Here is a 17,435-nt window from a genome sequence, read left to right as displayed (position 1 = left end):
ACGGCTCGGTTCGTGTGTGGGACCTGACCGATGACACCGTGCGTGCCACGCTTAGCGGCCACTCTGACCCTGTTCGGGCTGTCGCCTGTACGGCCATTGGTGATCGGCCGCACGCGATTTCCGGCGGGGACGACGGCTCGGTTCGTGTGTGGGACCTGACCGATGACACCGTGCGTGCCACGCTTAGCGGCCACTCTGACCCTGTTCGGGCTGTCGCCTGTACGGCCATTGATGATCGGCCGCACGCGATTTCCGGCGGGGACGACGGCTCGGTTCGTGTGTGGGACCTGGCCGATGGCACCGTCCGTGCCACGCTTAGCGGCCACTCTGACCCTGTTCGGGCTGTCGCCTGTACGGCCATTGATGATCGGCCGCACGCGATTTCCGGCGGGGACGACGGCTCGGTTCGTGTGTGGGACCTGACCGATGGCACCGTCCGTGCCACGCTGGCCCACCCCGGTGTCCGCATTATCGCTTGTAAGAACATCACTGATCGGCCTTACGCGATCATCGGCGACGCCCACGGCTCGGTTCGTGTGTGGGACCTGACCGATGGCACCGTCCAGGCAGCTTGGACTGAACGCACCCACTGGAACACAAGCCACGTCGTCGCTTGCACGAGCATCGATGATCGCCCCCATGCGATCACTGTCAGCGACGACCACTCCGTTCGTGTGTGGGACCTGGTTCGCGGCGCCGCTCGCTACACACTGGCAATCCGCTCCCCCTGGGCCCGGGTTGCCGCCTGTACAAGCATCGATGATCGGCCGCATGCGATTATGGGCGGCTACAACGGCTCCATTCGTGTGTGGGACCTGGCCAACGGCACTGTCCATGCTGCTTTTGCTGCCCACAACGGCCCCGTCAGGGTTGTCGCCTGTACCAGCATCGACAACCGGCCTTACGCGATCACCGGCAGTGACGGCACCATCTATGTCTGGGACCTTTCACTCCTCCGAATCGTGGAGACCATTGCCCTTCCCCTGCCAGCCGATGCAGTCGCTGCGAGCGGCCATGACATTGTCATCGGCATGCGCAATGAAGTCTTGGTCGTCAACATGCGACATCTGAAGCGCCCGTAGAGCGATCACGCCGCAGGGTCCTTCAGCCATCGCTGGCGGCGCGCCACCCATCACCGACGGTGGACATCAGAGCTGAGCGTTGGTGGTGCCATGACCGAAACTGTCACGCCAGGGTCCGCAATGACTAAACCTGCATTAGGGCGTTCGACTTCCGAACAGACCGGGACTCAGGGGCGCCGATAGCGAGTCGGTCCCCCAGATGTTCCCCAGCGCAGCGCGGACACGGGAAAGGGCCTGGTTGCGTAGGCCGGGCATGGCCGCTGTAAACCTGCCAGCTTCGCCCCTGACCTTGTGCCGACCTGTCCGGTCGCCCCGATGCCATCTGCTGTCCGACCGACACGTAGCTCGGTTCAGCAAGTAGACAGCGGAGGCCGGCCCCATCGAACCGACGCGCGGTGAAAGCAACCGAGCCCGACGACGCCGCGCCGTGGCCGTTCGCCCAGGTCAGCGCTCGAACCGCCCACAAAGGATCGCAGCCTCCCAAACTGAGGTTCTGGCATCCAGCCTCTACTCATGGTCGACATTGAGCTTCCGCAGGCTTTGGTCGCAGCGCCTCGCTGAGCAGTACGGGTGCCTCCACCAACGACGGCCCGTACCAGGTCAGTTGGCGGCCGTCGACCAGCGCGCAGGGCATGCCCTCGAAGGCCTCGGGTCCGTCGTCGGCGGTGAAGCGGTACGGCTCGTCGGGCAGGACCACCAGATCCGGGGCCGCCGCCCTGAGCTCGGGGAGCGGGATGCGGGGGTAGCGGTCCTCGTGGTGCGCGTACACGTTGTCCACGCCCAGGCGGGCCAGCACGTCCCCGGCGAAGGTGTCCCGGCCGAGGACCATCCAGGGCCGCCGCCAGATCGGCACGACCGCGGTCGTACGACGGTCGGGAACGGGCAGCCGCGCCCACGCCGTCTCCGCCTCGTCCAGCCAGCGCGGCCGGCTGCCCGCCCCGCACGCGTCCAGGACCCGCTCCAGCTCGCGGAAGGCACCGGGCACATCCCGCACCTCGGTGACCAGGACCTCGATGCCCGCCTGCCGCAAGGCGGTCAGATCGGGCTCGCGGTTCTCCTCCTCGTTGGCGACGACGAGGTCGGGGGCGAGGCTCACGATCCTGTCGACCTTGGGATTCTTGGTGCCCCCGATCCGTACGACGTCGAGATCCGCGGGATGGCTGCACCAGTCGGTCGCGCCGACGAGGGCGCCGGGCAGGGAGACGGCCACCGCCTCCGTGAGCGAGGGCACGAGCGACACCACGCGCTTCATGGCCGTTCACCCCAAGTCGTGATCAGTCTGTGCCGGGCCGCCGTCGAGCCGTCAGCGCTTGCCGAAGCCGTGTCGGTCCTCCACCGCGTCGATGTGGTCGGCGACCTCGACGACGATCACCCGGGTGTCCGGCACGGTCGCCCGCCACCGATGGCGTACTCCGCCCGTCAGATACAGCGTGTCACCGCGTCCGAGGCGATGGGCGCGGCCCTCCGCCTCGACCTCGACGGCGCCGTCGGCGACGTACATCAACTTGTCGTTGCGATGCTGGAGTTCGCGCCCCTCGTCGTGGTCGCCGGTGAACTCGGTGGCGTGCAACTGGTGGTGTCCGCGCACCAGGGGGCGCACTTGGGCTTCGGGAGTGAATTCGGCGCCGGCGTCGGCGCGCACGACGTCGACGCTGCACGCCGGGTCGGCCGCGGCGAGCAGCTCGACCGCGGTGGTGCCGAGCGCGTCGGCGACTCTCTCCAGGGAGCTCTTGCTGGGCCGGGCCCGCTCGTTCTCGACCTGGCTGAGAAAGGGGACCGACAGACCGCTGCGCTCGGCCACGACGGCGAGAGTGAGCTCCAGTGCCCGGCGCCGCCGCCGGACGGCAGCGCCCACCCGAAGGGGCTGTTCTTTGTGGTCGCCCATCGCTCCGGCTCCCTCCCTTGCGTCGTCGGGTCCGATGATTCTTCGGTTTCCTCGGTCCACTGCTTCTGATGAGTTGTTTGCACCCTACGCATGTTCGGCAAACCGTTTCATGCACCCGTCACATCGCTGTCACATCGAAGGCGGGCGAGGGTCACAGTTCTCGCCAATAGACGAGCTGTCCCGACTCCCCCGGCGCCGCGCCCTCGCGCGGCACGAAAAGGCTGACCAGGAGGGCCGGATGCCCGTCCGGATCGGTGAGCAGGGTCGCCGAGGGGTTGGCGAAGGCCCGGCTGCCGCCGTGCGTGCGCGGGGTCAGCCGGTCGGCCCGCCCGGTCGCGGGATCGTAGGCGTACGTCCGCCAGCTCCCGAAGTCCTTGCGCCACCGCTGCCCCTCTATCAACACCAGTTCCCTGCCCCGGAGTTCGAGGAGCGAGCGGTCGCCTATGTTGCCGCCGGTCCCCCAGGACTCCAGGGCACGATCGAGGCGCCGGTCGGGCCCCGCCTGCCAGGTCGTGAAGTCGGTGAGCGTAGCGCGGAGCTGGCGGTCCGTGTCGCAGTCGGCCCGGTAGTGGCCGGTGAGTTCGACCGTGCCACCGTGCACGGAGGTGATGTCCGGCGTGCCCTCGGCACAGCGCGAGAGGGTGCGCGGCGCGTCGTACGCGTGTGCGGCGTCCCCGGACAGCAGGGCGTCGAGATCGGCGTAGCCGCGTACCGCGATGTGGTTGTCCGGATCCTTCTCGTACGCCAGTACGTAGCCGGCGGTGTCGTCGGCCGAGAGTGCGGGCTGGCTGGTGCCCGCGCCGAAGTCGTGGCGACGCGTCCAGGCGCGCAGATCCGTGGAGGTGGCGACCGCCGCGTGGAAACGGCCGTCGTCGAGGGTCGTGTGGTACACGGCGAGATACGTGCCGTCCGGCGCCTGGGTGATCTGCGCGGCGTCCATGGTGCGGCCGGAGTCGTCCCGCAGGCCGTACGCGTAGCCGTCGGCGGCGCGCACGTCCTCGGCCAGGGCGGCGAACCGGGCGGTGGCGAGTGACGCCGACTCCGCGCGGGCGCCCGGCAGCACGGCGATCAGCAGCGGCACCATCGCGAGGAGGGGGCTGAGCCGGAGCAGAGGGCGCACGGGGTCTCACAGGAAGGAACGGAAAACGCACGGAAGCGGAGAGCCGAGCGTACGGACGTGGCGCGCGCCCCTGGAACGCCACGAGAGGTGGCCTTCGCCACACGGGACACGGGGCCCGTACGACAAAGACCACCTCTGAGGGGAGTACCGGCGGAGTGCCGCCGGGCTACCGACGGACTACTGCGGAGTCATCCGCTCCACCATGTCCGGGTGCTCCTTCAGCCACGCGGCGACGGCCTCCTCCTCATGGCCCTGTCCGCGCTGCTTGATCTCGCTCTCCAGGCTGCCGAGTTCGGCCTCACTCATCCTGAAGTTCTTGATCCACTTGGTGAGCTGCGGATACTGGCCCGGGAACTTCTCACTCGAAATGGTCCGGATCGTGTTGCCTTCGCCGAACAGCTTCTTGTCGTCGGCGAGCTTGGTGAGCTTGTACTCGCTGTAGGCCCAGTGCGGGGACCACAGGACGACGGCGATCGGCTGCTTCTTGGCGTACGCGCGCTTCAGCTCGGCCAGCATCGCGGGCGTGGAGCCGTCGACGACCTGGTACTCCTTGTCGAGGCCGTAGCCCGGAAGCACCTTCTTCTTGAGGAGGTTCATCTCGCCGGTGCCCGGCTCGATACCGATGATCTTCCCGTCGAAGGTGCCGCCCTTGCCCTTGAGGTCCGCGAGGGACTTGACGTCCTTCACGTACGAGGGGACGGCGATCTCCAGGGAGGTCGGCTGGTACCAGGTGCCGAGGTCCTTCAGGTCGTTCTTGTGCTGGTCCCAGTAGTTCTGCTGGGCGTACGGCAGCCACGCGTCGAAGTTGAGATCGAGGTCGCCGGAGGCCAGACCCGTGTAGACGGGGCCGACGTCCATCTGCTTGAGGTTGAGGGTGTAGCCGCGCCGGGCCAGGACGTTCTTCCACAGGTAGGTGACGGCGACGTCCTCGTCCCAGGGGAACCAGGCGACGTCGAGCGGGCGCTTGGCTTCCGCACTGGCCGTCGTTTTGCTGACCGGGGCGAGCTTGTCGACGACGCCGGGATTCTGCTTCAGCCAGGCACGCACGGCGTCCTGCTGCTTGCCCTTGCCGGCCTTGTTGATCTCCGCCTCAAGACCGGTGAGCTGCTGCTCGGTCATCTTGAAGTTCTTGAGCCACTGGCCGACGACGGGGTTGTCCTGGGCGAAGCCCTTGCGGGAGAGGGTGTGCACCCCGTCGCCCTTGCCCCAGGCGCCCTTCGGGTCCTTGAGCTTCTTGAGCTGGTAGTCGCTGTACGCCCAGTGCGGCGACCAGAGCGTGACGACGATCGGCTCCTGCTGGGCGTACGCGCGCTTGAGCTCGGCCAGCATGGCGGGCGTCGAGCTGTCGACGACCTTGTAGTCCTTGTCGAGCCCGTACTCCTTGAGGACCTTGCTCTTGAGCAGGCCCATCATTCCGGCGCTGGACTCGATGCCGGTGATCTTGCCGCCGAACTTGCCGGCCTGCCCCTTGAGGTCCTCCAGGGAGTCGATGCCCTTCATGTACGCGGGCACGGACAGCTCCAGGGACGTCGGGCCGTACCAGGAGCCCAGGTCGTCGAGCTGCGTGCCGTACTTCTTCCAGTACTGCTCGTGCGTGGTCGGCAGCCAGGAGTCCGTCTCGAAGTCGATGTCGCCCTGGGCGAGGGAGGTGTACAGCGGGCCCGCGTCGAACTGCTTGGTGTCGACCTGGAAGCCGCGCTGCTCCAGGATCTCCTTCCAGAGGAAGGTGGAGGCGACGCCCTCGTCCCACGGGATGTAGCCGATGGTGACCTTCTTGCCCTGGCCGACGTTCTCGGCGTCGGTCCCGGTGGACTCTCCAGTGGCGGAGCCGAAGACGCCCATCCCGCCGGCGGCCAGGGCGAGCACCACCACGCCGATCATGGCCACGACGGGGCGCGGACGGTACGACCAGATCTTCAGGCCCTGCGCGGCGCGCAGCTTGGCGGCGGCTCGGCGGCCGAGCGGCGAGACCTGGGTGCCCAGGGCGCTGGTCATGCGGTCCAGGTAGATGGCCAGGATGACGATGGCGACACCGGCTTCGGAGCCGAGGCCCACGTTCAGCTGGCCGATGGCCTCGTTGACGTCGCCACCGAGGCCGCCGGTGCCGACCATGCCCGCGATGGCGGCCATGGACAGGCCCAGCATGATGACCTGGTTGACGCCCGCCATGACGGTGGGCAGCGCGAGCGGCAGCTGAATGCGCAGCAGGGTGTTGCGGGGTGTGGTGCCGAACGCGTCGGCGGCCTCGACGAGTTCCTTGTCGACCTGCCGGATGCCCAGTTCGGTCATGCGGACGCCGGGTGCCAGCGCGAAGATCAGGGTGGCCACGATGCCCGCGGGGGCGCCCGTGCCGAAGAACAGGATGGCCGGGATGAGGTAGATCATCGCGGGCAGCGTCTGCATGAAGTCCAGCACCGGGCGGACGATGCCGCTGACCCGGTCGGAGCGTGCCGCCCAGATGCCCACGGGCACGGAGACGACGAGCGCGATGATCGTCGCCACGAGGACGAGCGACAGGGTCACCATCGCGTCCTCCCACAGTTCGAGGGAGTCGATGAAGGCGAATCCCACGAAGGCGAGGACACCGGCGGAGGTGCCGCGCAGCCAGAACGCGATCACCGCGAAGATGCCCGCGAGGAGGAGCGGCTCGGGCGCCTGCAGGACGGCGTCGATGCCGTCGTAGGTGCCCTGGAAGACGGTCTTGAAGAAGTCGAAGAGCCACGCCATGTGGTGCAGCAGCCAGTCGACCGCGTCGTTGACCCAGTCGCCGAAGGGGATCCTAGGCACCGGCCTTCACCGCCTTGTCGCGCGGCGTCGCGCAGTCGACGGGTGTCCCCTGCTCGTCGCCGAGGAAGCCGACCAGGCGCTGCCGGGGGACGACCCCGACGAGCTTCCGCGTCTTGTCCAGCACCGCGACCGGGTGCGAGAGGCGGGCGCTGATCGCGCACAGGTCCCCGAAGGCGGTGTCGGGCGTGGCGGTCTCGCAGGCGCAGTCCGCCTCGTCGCCGCGTACCTCGGTGTCCATGACGGCGCCCGCGGTCAGGACGCGGGAGCGGTCGACGTCCTGGGTGAAGGAGGCGACGTAGTCGTTGGCCGGGCGGACCAGGATGTCCTCGGCGGTGCCGGTCTGGACGATGCGGCCGTCGCGCATGACGGCGATCCGGTCGCCGAGGCGCATCGCCTCGTTGAGGTCGTGCGTGATGAAGACGATGGTCTTCTTGAGTTTGTGCTGGAGTTCGATCAGCTGGTCCTGCATGTCTCGGCGGATCAGCGGGTCGAGGGCGCTGAAGGACTCGTCCATCAGCAGCAGGTCGGCGTCGGTGGCGAGCGCGCGGGCCAGGCCCACGCGCTGCTGCATGCCGCCGGACAGTTCGTCGGGCCAGGACTTCTCCCAGCCCGCGAGGCCGACCAGCTCGAGCGCCTCGGTCGCCCGCTTCTTGCGCTCGGCGCTCGGTACGCCCTGGACCTCCAGGCCGTAGGCGGCGTTCTCGCGGACGCTGCGGTGCGGGAAGAGCGCGAAGTGCTGGAAGACCATGCTGATCTTCCTCGAGCGGACCTCGCGCAGCTCACGGGGGCTGAGCGCGGTGAGGTCCTGGCCGTCGAAGCGCACGTGTCCGGCGGTCGGCTCCAGGAGTCCGTTGAGCATGCGCAACAGCGTGGACTTGCCGGATCCGGACAGGCCCATGACGACGAAGATCTGGCCCGGCTCCACCGTGAAGGATGCGTCGATCACCGCGGCCGTGGTGCCGTCGGCGCGTAGTTCCTCACGGTCGGCTCCTTGGCGGAGCCGTTCCACCGCCTGTTCCGGTCGTCTCCCGAACACCTTGTACAGATGCTCGGCCTCAAGCCTGGCTGACACGTGTGCCTCTCGTTGGAGAATGGGACCGGGGCGAACGGTTGACATCACAACCTGGTCCGCCCCGGTGCCGCGCCTGCCCCCGCTTACCCGGAGCAAACACAGGAGTGGTCCAGGTCACCGTGCGTGGCACACGAGAAAGCCACCGGCATTGGCGTACGGGACGGTCACTGTCAGTGGCGTACGGCATGATGCGAAGCGTGACCAGACGCCTGATGCTGCTCGACACCGCCTCCCTGTACTTCCGGGCCTATTTCGGGGTCCCCGATTCCGTGAGGGCCCCGGACGGCACGCCTGTGAACGCCGTGCGCGGGCTGCTGGAATTCATCGACCGCCTGGTCAAGGACCACCGCCCCGACGACCTGGTGGCCTGCATGGACGCGGACTGGCGCCCGCAGTGGCGGGTCGACCTGATCCCCTCCTACAAGGCGCACCGGGTGGCCGAGGAGCACGAGGTGGGTCCGGACGAGGAAGAGGTGCCGGACACACTGTCGCCGCAGGTGCCGATCATCGAGGACGTCCTGGACGCGCTCGGCATCGCACGCGTCGGGGTCGAGGGGTACGAGGCGGACGATGTGATCGGTACGTTCACCGGTCGCGCCGACGGCCCGGTCGACATCGTCACCGGCGACCGCGACCTCTATCAACTCGTCGACGACAAGCGGGGGGTGCGCGTCCTGTATCCCCTCAAGGGCGTCGGCACGCTCCAGCACACCGACGAGGCATGGCTGCGCGAGAAGTACGGCGTGGACGGCCCGGGTTACGCGGATCTGGCGCTGCTGCGCGGCGACCCGAGCGACGGTCTGCCCGGCGTGCCCGGCATCGGCGAGAAGACGGCCGCCAAGCTGCTCGCCGAGTTCGGCGACCTGGCCGGGATCATGGCCGCGGTCGACGACCCGAAGGCCAAGCTGACTCCCTCCCAGCGCAAGCGCCTCGACGAGGCTCGGCCGTACGTCGCGGTCGCGCCCACGGTCGTCAAGGTCGCCGGTGACGTCCCCCTGCCGGACGTGGACACGGCGCTGCCGCACGCTCCGCGGGATCCGGCGGCGCTGGAGGGCCTCGCCGTACGCTGGGGATTGGGCGGTTCGCTGCAGAGGTTGCTCTCGACTCTGCAGACATAGCTGAACTCTTCAGGCACAACCCGTATCGGTTCCTGCATAGGTCGCGCAGAGGGAAGGGTGCTAACTTAGGTAAGCCTAAGCATGTGAACTAGGAGGCCGTCATGGCAGAGCGCCCGGCACGCAAGCCCCGGAAGCCCCACTCCGCGCAGGTGGTGCGGACGGAGCGACTGACCCCGCACATGCAGCGGGTCGTGTTGGGCGGCGACGGTCTGGCCGAGTTCACCGCGGGCACCAGCACCGACCACTATGTGAAGTTGCTGTTCGGTGCCGAGGGTGTCACCTACCCCGAGCCCTTCGACATGCAGCGCATCCGCGAGGAGTTCCCGCGCGAGCAGTGGCCCGTGACACGGACGTACACCGTGCGCACCTGGGACCCCGAGGTGCGTGAGCTGACCCTGGACTTCGTGATTCACGGCGACGAGGGTCTGGCCGGGCCGTGGGCCGCCCGTGTGCAGCCGGGCGAGGTCGTCCGGTTCATGGGCCCCGGTGGTGCGTACGCCCCCGACGCGAGCGCCGACTGGCATCTGCTGGCCGGTGACGAGAGCGCGCTGCCCGCGATCGCGGCCGCCCTGGAGGCGCTGCCGGACGGTGCCGTGGCGCATGCCTTCATCGAGGTCTCCGGCCCCGAGGAGGAGCAGAAGATCGACTCCGACGTGGAGGTCGTCTGGCTGCACCGCGGGGACCGGCCCCAGGGTGAGGCCCTGGTGGAGGCCGTACGCGCTCTTGAGTTCCCGCAGGGCCGGGTGCACGCGTTCGTGCACGGCGAGGCGGGCTTCGTGAAGCAGCTGCGTCACCTGCTGCGGGTCGAGCGCGCGATCCCGCGCGAGGACCTGTCGATCTCCGGCTACTGGCGCCTCGGGCACAACGAGGACGGCTGGCAGGCCACGAAGCGGGATTGGAACGCGCAGGTGGAGGCGGAGCAGGAGGCCTCCGCGTAAGCGCCTGGACGTGCAGACGATCAGGAGGCGGCCACCTGCTCGGTGGCCGCCTCCTTTTCAACTGCCTTACACCGACCGCTGGTACGACCGGAACGTGCGGATCGACAGCCACACCGCCGCCACCGCGAGCGCGAGCAGCGCGCCCGACCGGCTGAGCACATCACCCCAGTCGGGGTCCGCGGACATCGCCGAACGGCCTGCCACCATCGCCCAGTTGAGCGGGTTGAAGTCGGCGATGTGCCGCATCCAGCCGGGCATCTGGGACGGGGCCATGAAGGCCGAGGACAGGAACGTCAGCGGCAGCAGCAGGAAGGTGTTGATGCCGATGATGGATTCCCGCTCCTGGACCAGCATGCCCAGCGCGTTCGACAGCGCCCCGAAGATCGTGCCGAGCAGCACCGAGGCGATGATCAGGATCGCCACACCACCGATACCGCCCGGGTAGTCGGCGCCGCCGAGGAGTCCGAGCAGCACGATGATGACCGACTGCAACGCGGTGACCAGGCCGTTGTTGACCACATTGCCGTTCATCAGCGCGGCCCGGCTGACCGGCGTGGTCAGGAACCGGTTGAGCGTGCCCCGCTGGATCTCGTCGAGCGTGGTCATGCCCGCCCACATGTTGGAGCTGAGCGCGCTCATCACGACGACGCCGGGCACGAGGTAGTCGAGGTACGAGGTGGTGCCGAAGCCGCCGAGCTCGACCACCTTCTTGAAGAGGTTGCCGAACAGGAACAGCCAGACCACCGGCTGGATCAAGGTGATCAGCAGGTACGCGGGCTGCCGTACGAACACCATGAGTTGACGCTGGGTCATGTACCAGGTCTGGGAGACGGCGGTACTCATCGGGCACCTCCGGTGAGGACGAGGTTCTCGGCGCTCTCGGCTTCCGCCTCGGAGTAACGGCGGCCCGCGTAGCGGAGATAGACGTCGTCGAGTGAGGGGCGGGCCACGGTCGCCGCGACGACACCGACCCCGGCGCGCTCCAGCGCCCCGAGCAGGGCGGGCACCGCGGCGGCCCCGTCGTCGGCTCGGACGCTGATGCGGCGGCCGTCGAAGAGTGCCTCGTGCACACCGGGCAGCCGGGTGAGGGCGCCGTTCAGCAGCGTACGACCGGCTTCACCGAGCGCTTCCCGCAGCTCCACGTGGACGGCGTCGCCGCGGAGTTCGCCCTTGAGGGCATCCGGAGTGCCCTCCACCACGACACGGCCGCGGTCGACGATCGCGATGCGCTCGGCGAGCCGGTCGGCCTCTTCGAGGTAGTGCGTCGTGAGCAGGATGGTCAGGCCCTCGTCGCCGGCGAGGCGGGCGATCTCGTCCCACATCGCGGTGCGCGCCTCGGGGTCGAGACCGGTGGTGGGCTCGTCGAGGAAGAGCACCTCGGGGCGGTGGACCAGGCCGAGCGCCACGTCCAGGCGTCGCCGCATGCCCCCGGAGTAGCCCTTGACCTGGCGCCCCGCGGCGTCGGCGAGTTTGAAGCGCTCGAGGAGCTCGTCCACTCGGCGTCCCAGCTCGGCTCCCCTCAACCCGTAGAGCCTGCCCTGGAGTTGGAGGTTTTCCCGGCCGGTCGCCACCGGGTCGGCGCCCGAGCTCTGGGCGACCACGCCGATCGCGCGGCGTACTCGGTCCGGGTGGCGCAGCACGTCGTGGCCCGCGACGGTGGCGGTGCCCGAGTCGGGGCGGGCCAGGGTGGTGAGGATCTTGACGGTGGTGGACTTGCCGGCGCCGTTCGGACCGAGCAGTCCGAAGACGGTGCCTGTCTCGACGGTGACGTCCATGCCGCTGAGCGCGGTGACGTCACCGGGGTAGGTCTTGATCAGCTGACGTGCCGCCATCGCGGGCGCACGGGTGCTACTGCGGGTACTGCTCATGACGACTGCTCTCCTGAGTGAGCGGTGTTCTCCGCATGAAGCCGAGTGATCTCGGGTGATTGCCGAGCCGATCCGCGCGAAGAGCGCCGGGCTATCCTGGGTGTGCCGCACCTCGATCGCCCGGTCTGCCTCACGGCGGGTCCGGTTCGGGGTTCGAGACCCTGGCGGGGCTGCTGCAACAGTCCTGCCGGGGTCTGTTTCCTGTGGGGGTCACTCGTCGAAGCGGCGGCCCTCCAAGTCCTGCAACTCCTGCAACTCCTGCGGGATCTCCCCCGTCTCGTGGAACGTGCGCCACTCCTTCACGCCGGGCAGCGTGCCTTCCCTCAGCTCCCTGAGGAAGCCTCGGACCCACTCCGCCTGCGCCTCGACCATGTGCAGTTGGTACTCGGTCTCCACGAGGAAGATCCGGGGCAGCGTCTCGTACAGCTTCTCCAGGCCTCCCCGGGCGCTCGCGGCCTGCACTTCAAGGGAGTTGAGCCGGTCTTCGAGCAGCCGCGTCACCTCGTCGGGATGGAGCACACCCATCAGCGAGAGCGCGGTCTCGAAGATCGGGTACTCCCGCGCCGGCACGGCCATCAGGTCGGACAGCCACTCGGTCGTCTCCTCGCGCCCGGCCTCGGTGATCCCGTAGATCGTGCGCTCCGGACGGTTGCCCTGCCGCTCCACGTCCGTGACCTCGACGAAGCCGTGCTTCTCCAGGTTCTGCACGACCGTGTACAGCGAGCCGTAGTTGATCTTCGTGCTGGTGTCCTTGCCCTGGCGGCGCAGCGTCTGGGCGATCTCGTACGGATGCATCGGCTTCTGCCAGAGCGTCGTCAGCACGGCGAGCGCCAGCGGGTTGCTCAGCTTGCGCCGCTTCATCGCCATGACGGTCTCACCTCGCCTCCGGATATTCGTAGCCGAACATATCGCGTATCCGAAGCGGGCGTCAATACACACGATGTATCGCGTTCCGCAGCCTTCCGCAAGGGCGTGAGGACTTCGGCGCTGCGCGGACACGGCCGCGTCACGCGAGCGAAACAGGCTCTCCCTAATTTCTGTCACCCGACAGGAATCCCGCACCGTCGCGCACCGTCGCGCACCATCCCTCCCCTCTCCCGCCCACCCTTCCGTGCCGAAGGCAGGTGCCGCCGTGACCACCACCGCCCCCTCCGACGTACGCCCCGACCCGCCCGAGTCCCCCGACGACCGCTCCCTGGCCGAGTTCGGCTACCGCCAAGAGCTGCACCGCAGCCTCGGCCGGTACGCCTCGTTCGCCGCCGGGTTCTCCTTCATCTCGGTGCTCACGACCGTCTTCCAGTTCTTCGCCTTCGGGTACGCGTTCGGCGGTCCGGTCTTCTTCTGGACCTGGCCGGCCGTGCTGGTGGGCCAGTTGACGGTCGCCGCGTGCTTCGCGGAGCTGGCCGCGCGCTATCCGATCTCGGGCGCGATCTACCAGTGGTCGTCGCGCCTGTCGAATCTCTCCTTCGGCTGGTTCGCCGGGTGGATCATGGTGATCGGGCAGATCGTGGTGGTCGCGGCGGCGGCGCTCGCGCTGCAGATGGTGCTGCCGGCGATCTGGTCCGGCTTCCAGCTGGTGGGCAGCGATCCGGCGCCGACGAGTGCCGACGGCGCGGCCAACGCGGCCGTGCTCGGCGTGATCCTGCTGGTCCTGACCACGCTGGTCAACGTCGTCGACAACCGCGTGATGTCCGTGATCAACCGGATCGGCGTGACCGCCGAGATCATCGGCGCGGTCCTGATCATCGTGCTCCTGCTGACGCACTCCGAGCGCTCCCCCGGCATCACGTTCCACACGGGCGCGGGCAGCAGCGGTCTGTTCGGGGCGCTGATGGTGGGTTCGTTCATGGCGGCGTACGTGATGATCGGCTTCGACAGCGCGGGCGAGATGAGCGAGGAGACCCGCGATCCGCGCCGCACCGCGCCCCGTACGATCCTCACCGCGCTCGGCGCTGCGGGCCTGCTCGGCGGGCTGATCGTCCTCGGCGGGCTGCTGGCGGCGCCCAGCCTCACGGACGGGCATCTGGGCGTCGACGGCCTGAGCTACGTCCTGACCAGCAGCCTCGGTGACGGGGTGGGCCGTGCGCTGCTCGCCGACGTCGTGGTGGCCATCGCGGTGGCGACCCTGGCGATCCAGACGGCCGCCTGCCGCATGCTCTTCTCGATGGCCCGCGACGGGCAGTTGCCCTTCTCCCGCCGCCTCGCGAAGGTCAACCCGCGCACCGGCATGCCGAGCGCCCCCGCCCTGGTCGTCGGCGTCCTCGCCGCCGCCCTGCTGCTCCTCAACTTCGCCTCCCCGGAAGCGTTCCTGGCGATCGGCACCACCTGCATCGTGATGCTGTACCTGGCGTACGCGATGGTGACCGGGCCGCTGCTGGTGCGCCGCCTGCGCGGGGAGTTCTCCGGCTCGGAGGGCGTCGACGAGGAGGGCGTCGACGAAGAGGGCCGCCCCCTCTTCTCCCTCGGCCGCTGGGGCATCCCGCTCAACGCGATCGCCCTCCTCTACGGCCTCTTCATGACCGTCAACCTCGCCTGGCCGCGGGCCGCGGTGTACGACCCGGCGGGCGGGCACTGGTACTTCCAGTGGTTCACCCTGCTCTTCCTGGGCGTGACGCTGGTCGCGGGTGCGGCGTACCGCGCGTACCGGGCGCGGGCCACGGTGGCCAAGGCTCCTGCGTACGCTTGATCGGGTGAGACGCAAGCCCCGGATCCCGCCCTCCCCCCTGCCGCAGCGCCACGGGGTCGACCCCGTGCGGATCAAGCTGCCGCAGGGCGGGGGCTGGGCCACCGTGCGGGAGCACCTGGTGGAACGGCTCGCGGCGGGGGCCGGGGTGATCGACCGGATGATCGACGAGAGCCTGATCGTCCAGGAGGACGGGCAGCCCCTGACCCCGGACGCGGTGTATGTGCCGGGCATGTTCGTCTGGTTCCACCGGGAGCTGCCGGACGAGGAGCGGGTGCCGTTCGCGCTCGACGTCGTCTACCGCGACGAGCACATCGTCGTCGCCGACAAGCCGCACTTCCTCGCCACCACCCCGCGCGGCAGCCATGTCGCCGAGACCGCCCTCGCCCGGCTGCGGCGGGAGCTGGGCCTCCCGGCACTCGGCGCGGCGCACCGCCTCGACCGGCTCACCGCCGGGCTCGTGCTGTTCACCGTGCGGCCCGAGGAGCGCGGCGCTTACCAGTCACTGTTCCGCGACAAGCTGGTCCGCAAGGAGTACGAGGCCGTGGCCCCGTACGACTCCGGTCTCACCCTGCCGCGTACGCTCCGCAGCCGGATCGTGAAGGAACGCGGGGTGATGGCCGCCCGGGAGGTGGCGGGCGAGCCGAACGCGGTCAGCCGGGTCGAGTTGCGCGACCACCGCGACGGAGTGGGGCGCTACCGGCTGACGCCCAGCACCGGGCAGACCCATCAACTCCGGGTGCACATGAACGCGTTGGGCGTGCCCATACTCGGCGATCCGCTCTACCCGGTGGTCACCGGCCCCGTGCCGGCCGGTGACTTCCGGCGTCCGCTCCAACTGCTGGCGCGGGTACTGGAGTTCACCGATCCGGTCACGGGGCACACACACCGCTTCGTCAGCGAGCGGGTGCTGGAGGCATGGGCCTCGTACGACGCGTGGGCGTCCTGCGACACGTAGGCGCCCCGAAACGGCGCAGGCGTCCCGCAACGCGTACGCACCCTGCGACCGCCGGACCACGGCGGCCACGCTGATGCGACCGCGCTGAGGCGGCCACGCCAGAGCCGCCACGCTGGAGCGGCCCCACCGCAGCCCTCACCCGGTCGCCTCTCAGCAACCGCGCCACCAGCGCAGGAAGCGCTGCCAGGCGCGCGTCCTACGACGCGTAAGCGCCCCGCAACGGCGCAGGCGTCCCGCAACGCGAAGACACCGTACGGCCGCCGGACCACGGCGGCCACGCTGAAGCGGGCACGCTGAGGCCGCCTCGCTGGCGCGGCCCGCACAGCAGCCCTCGCCCAGCCGCCATCGTGCGACCGCCGGACCGCGGCGGCCACGCTAGGGCCGCCACGCTGGAGCGGCTCTCACCGCAGCCTTCCTCCGGTCGCCTCTCAGTAACCGCGCCACCAGCGCAGGAAGCGCTGCCAGGCGCCGAGGCGGTGGGCGGGCTCCGCGGCCGGCGCGGGCTGCGGGGCCACCGGCTGCGAGGCGGGCGCGGCCGGCGCCGGGTTCTCGGTCGTGACCTGCCAGTTCGGCTGCTGGCGCGGCACCGCGTTGACGGCGGGACGCTGCAGCACGTCCTGCGGCGGCTTCGGCGCGAACTGCACCGGCAGCTCCACCAGGTGGCGTGAGGACAGCGATTCCCGCCAGCGCAACTCGCGCTCCTCGCAGTCGAGTTCGACGTCCGGCAGGCGCAGCAGCAGCGCGTCGACGCCGACGTCGGCGATGGCGCGGCCGATGTCCTGGCCCGGGCACTCGTGCGGACCGCCGCCGAAGGCGAGGTGGGAGCGGTTGCCCTGCATATTGGCTGCGAGGTCGGGGCGGACGCGCGGGTCGACGTTGCCCGGCGCGATCGCGAAGAGCAGTCCGTCGCCCTTGCGGATACGCCGGCCGCCCAACTCCGTCTCCTGCTTGGCGAAGTAGCCGAGGACGGCGCTGAAGGGCGGCTCGTCCCACAGGGACTGCTCGACCGCCTCGGGCACCGTCATCTGGCCGCCGTTCAGCTGGGCGCGGAAGCGCGGGTCGGTGAGCACCACGCGCAGCACGTTGGCGATGAGGTTGGCCGTGGCCTCGTACGCGGCGAGCAGGACGAGGCGCAGATGCTGGGCGACCTCGTCGTCGGTGAGCCCGGCAGGGTGGTTGATGAGGTGGCTGGTGAAGTCCTCCTCGGGCTGGGCGCGGCGCCGGATGGTGAGCTGCGTCAGCACACCCATGACGTACTCGTTGCTGGCGATCGCGGTCTCGGTGCCCTTGAGCAGGTCGCGCGCGGCGTGCACCATGCGGTCGTTGTAGTCCTCGGGCATACCGAGGATCTCGCACAGCACGGACATCGGCAGGTGCTCGGCGAACTGGCCGACCAGGTCGGCCTTGCCGAGCTCGCAGAACTGGTTCACGAGGCGCTGCGTGGCGCGGTTGATGTGGCGCCGCAGGCTGCGGAAGTCGATGGTCGACATGGCACCGGTCACCGCCCCGCGCAGCCGCAGGTGCTCGTCGCCCTCGGCGTGGGAGCAGATGGGCTGCCAGGCGATGAGGGGCATCAGCGGGTTGTCGGGCGCCACGGTGCCGTCCTGGACGGCGGTCCACAGGCGGCTGTCGCGCGCGAAGTGCGAGGGATTGCTCACCATGTGCAGGTTCTCGCCGTGGCCGAGCACCAGCCAGATCGGCACGTCGTCGTGGAGCAGCGCGGGGGCGACGGCGCCGTGTTCGGCGCGGAGTTTCTCGTACAGGGCTCCCAGGTCCTCCGCCTCGGGCCCGTACAGCCGGCGCAGCCCGCCGGGACCAAGGCCATGGGCGGGGCAGCCGGGCGGCGGGCCGAGCGTGGGGTCGTCCGTACCGGTCGGGGAGTGGGATTCAGACGTCACGGTGATCGCTCCGGAACTGAAATGGA

14 protein-coding genes are annotated in these 17,435 nt (G+C 69.4%); 5 read left to right on the top strand and 9 right to left on the bottom strand.

The features are described from left to right. Nucleotides 1–1,082: WD40 repeat domain-containing protein (locus ACFY0T_RS13735; RefSeq protein ID WP_388868709.1), on the top strand; the 1,082-nt coding region annotated here is incomplete at its 5' end. A 511-nt stretch (nt 1,083–1,593) separates the two neighbouring features. Here the strand turns inward: ACFY0T_RS13735 and ACFY0T_RS13730 are convergent. From ACFY0T_RS13730 to ACFY0T_RS13710, 5 genes are all read right to left on the bottom strand, one after another. Next, nucleotides 1,594–2,334 carry a helical backbone metal receptor gene (locus ACFY0T_RS13730; RefSeq protein WP_388868706.1) on the bottom strand — a complete coding sequence of 247 codons (741 nt, stop codon included), beginning with the start codon at nt 2,332–2,334 and terminating at the stop codon, nt 1,594–1,596. A gap of 51 nt (nt 2,335–2,385) precedes the next feature. Then, the gene (locus tag ACFY0T_RS13725; RefSeq protein WP_388868703.1) at nt 2,386–2,967 is read right to left on the bottom strand and encodes a helix-turn-helix domain-containing protein; all 582 of its coding nucleotides are present in this window, start codon (nt 2,965–2,967) and stop codon (nt 2,386–2,388) included. Nucleotides 2,968–3,118: 151 nt separating this feature from the next. Beyond that, complete coding sequence (locus ACFY0T_RS13720; protein ID WP_388868700.1) at nt 3,119–4,087, bottom strand: hypothetical protein; 969 nt, start codon at nt 4,085–4,087, stop codon at nt 3,119–3,121. Between the two features lie 177 nt (nt 4,088–4,264). After that, nucleotides 4,265–6,874, bottom strand: a complete 2,610-nt coding sequence (locus ACFY0T_RS13715; RefSeq protein WP_388868696.1) for an ABC transporter permease/substrate binding protein — start codon at nt 6,872–6,874, stop codon at nt 4,265–4,267. After that, a complete protein-coding gene (locus tag ACFY0T_RS13710; protein ID WP_388868693.1) occupies nt 6,867–7,946 on the bottom strand; it encodes a glycine betaine/L-proline ABC transporter ATP-binding protein in 1,080 nt (359 codons plus the stop codon). The genes ACFY0T_RS13715 and ACFY0T_RS13710 overlap by 8 nt, the downstream gene beginning before the upstream one ends. Nucleotides 7,947–8,134: 188 nt before the next feature. Here ACFY0T_RS13710 and ACFY0T_RS13705 point away from each other — a divergent pair, with 188 nt between their 5' ends. After that, on the top strand, nt 8,135–9,064 hold the full coding sequence (locus ACFY0T_RS13705) for a 5'-3' exonuclease H3TH domain-containing protein (protein ID WP_388869383.1): 930 nt from the start codon (nt 8,135–8,137) through the stop codon (nt 9,062–9,064). 101 nt (nt 9,065–9,165) lie between these two features. Further along, entirely contained in the window at nt 9,166–10,002 is an 837-nt protein-coding gene (locus ACFY0T_RS13700; RefSeq protein ID WP_388868691.1) for a siderophore-interacting protein, read from the top strand. Between the two features lie 66 nt (nt 10,003–10,068). Here ACFY0T_RS13700 and ACFY0T_RS13695 read toward each other — a convergent pair whose 3' ends face one another. The 3 genes from ACFY0T_RS13695 to ACFY0T_RS13685 form a co-directional block, all read right to left on the bottom strand. Beyond that, a complete protein-coding gene (locus ACFY0T_RS13695) occupies nt 10,069–10,845 on the bottom strand; it encodes an ABC transporter permease (protein WP_388868688.1) in 777 nt (258 codons plus the stop codon). Continuing rightward, nucleotides 10,842–11,870 (bottom strand): ATP-binding cassette domain-containing protein, encoded by a 1,029-nt coding sequence (locus ACFY0T_RS13690; RefSeq protein ID WP_388868685.1) that lies wholly within the window; start codon nt 11,868–11,870, stop codon nt 10,842–10,844. The genes ACFY0T_RS13695 and ACFY0T_RS13690 overlap by 4 nt, the downstream gene beginning before the upstream one ends. 210 nt (nt 11,871–12,080) lie before the next feature. Continuing rightward, complete coding sequence (locus ACFY0T_RS13685; RefSeq protein ID WP_388868682.1) at nt 12,081–12,737, bottom strand: PadR family transcriptional regulator; 657 nt, start codon at nt 12,735–12,737, stop codon at nt 12,081–12,083. Between the two features lie 265 nt (nt 12,738–13,002). Here ACFY0T_RS13685 and ACFY0T_RS13680 point away from each other — a divergent pair, with 265 nt between their 5' ends. Together ACFY0T_RS13680 and ACFY0T_RS13675 are read left to right on the top strand one after the other, a co-directional pair. Beyond that, nucleotides 13,003–14,556 carry an amino acid permease gene (locus ACFY0T_RS13680; protein ID WP_388868680.1) on the top strand — a complete coding sequence of 518 codons (1,554 nt, stop codon included), beginning with the start codon at nt 13,003–13,005 and terminating at the stop codon, nt 14,554–14,556. 4 nt (nt 14,557–14,560) lie between these two features. Further along, nucleotides 14,561–15,511 (top strand): RluA family pseudouridine synthase, encoded by a 951-nt coding sequence (locus ACFY0T_RS13675; RefSeq protein ID WP_388868677.1) that lies wholly within the window; start codon nt 14,561–14,563, stop codon nt 15,509–15,511. Between the two features lie 428 nt (nt 15,512–15,939). Here ACFY0T_RS13675 and ACFY0T_RS13670 read toward each other — a convergent pair whose 3' ends face one another. Then, complete coding sequence (locus tag ACFY0T_RS13670) at nt 15,940–17,409, bottom strand: cytochrome P450 (RefSeq protein WP_388868674.1); 1,470 nt, start codon at nt 17,407–17,409, stop codon at nt 15,940–15,942. Nucleotides 17,410–17,435: the final 26 nt, after the last annotated feature.

It is taken from the genome of Streptomyces sp. NPDC001530, assembly GCF_042894545.1.
Taxonomy (GTDB): domain Bacteria; phylum Actinomycetota; class Actinomycetes; order Streptomycetales; family Streptomycetaceae; genus Streptomyces.
This window is presented reverse-complemented; position numbering and strand designations above follow the sequence as displayed.

Bases quoted from the DNA above. Each gene is read 5' to 3' on its own strand.
- ACFY0T_RS13700 (WP_388868691.1), top strand. From the start codon at position 9,166: ATGGCAGAGCGCCCGGCACGCAAGCCCCGGAAGCCCCACTCCGCGCAG.
- ACFY0T_RS13730 (WP_388868706.1), bottom strand. From the start codon at position 2,334: ATGAAGCGCGTGGTGTCGCTCGTGCCCTCGCTCACGGAGGCGGTGGCC.
- ACFY0T_RS13685 (WP_388868682.1), bottom strand. From the start codon at position 12,737: ATGGCGATGAAGCGGCGCAAGCTGAGCAACCCGCTGGCGCTCGCCGTG.
- ACFY0T_RS13695 (WP_388868688.1), bottom strand. From the start codon at position 10,845: ATGAGTACCGCCGTCTCCCAGACCTGGTACATGACCCAGCGTCAACTC.
- ACFY0T_RS13725 (WP_388868703.1), bottom strand. From the start codon at position 2,967: ATGGGCGACCACAAAGAACAGCCCCTTCGGGTGGGCGCTGCCGTCCGG.
- ACFY0T_RS13690 (WP_388868685.1), bottom strand. From the start codon at position 11,870: ATGAGCAGTACCCGCAGTAGCACCCGTGCGCCCGCGATGGCGGCACGT.
- ACFY0T_RS13705 (WP_388869383.1), top strand. From the start codon at position 8,135: ATGCGAAGCGTGACCAGACGCCTGATGCTGCTCGACACCGCCTCCCTG.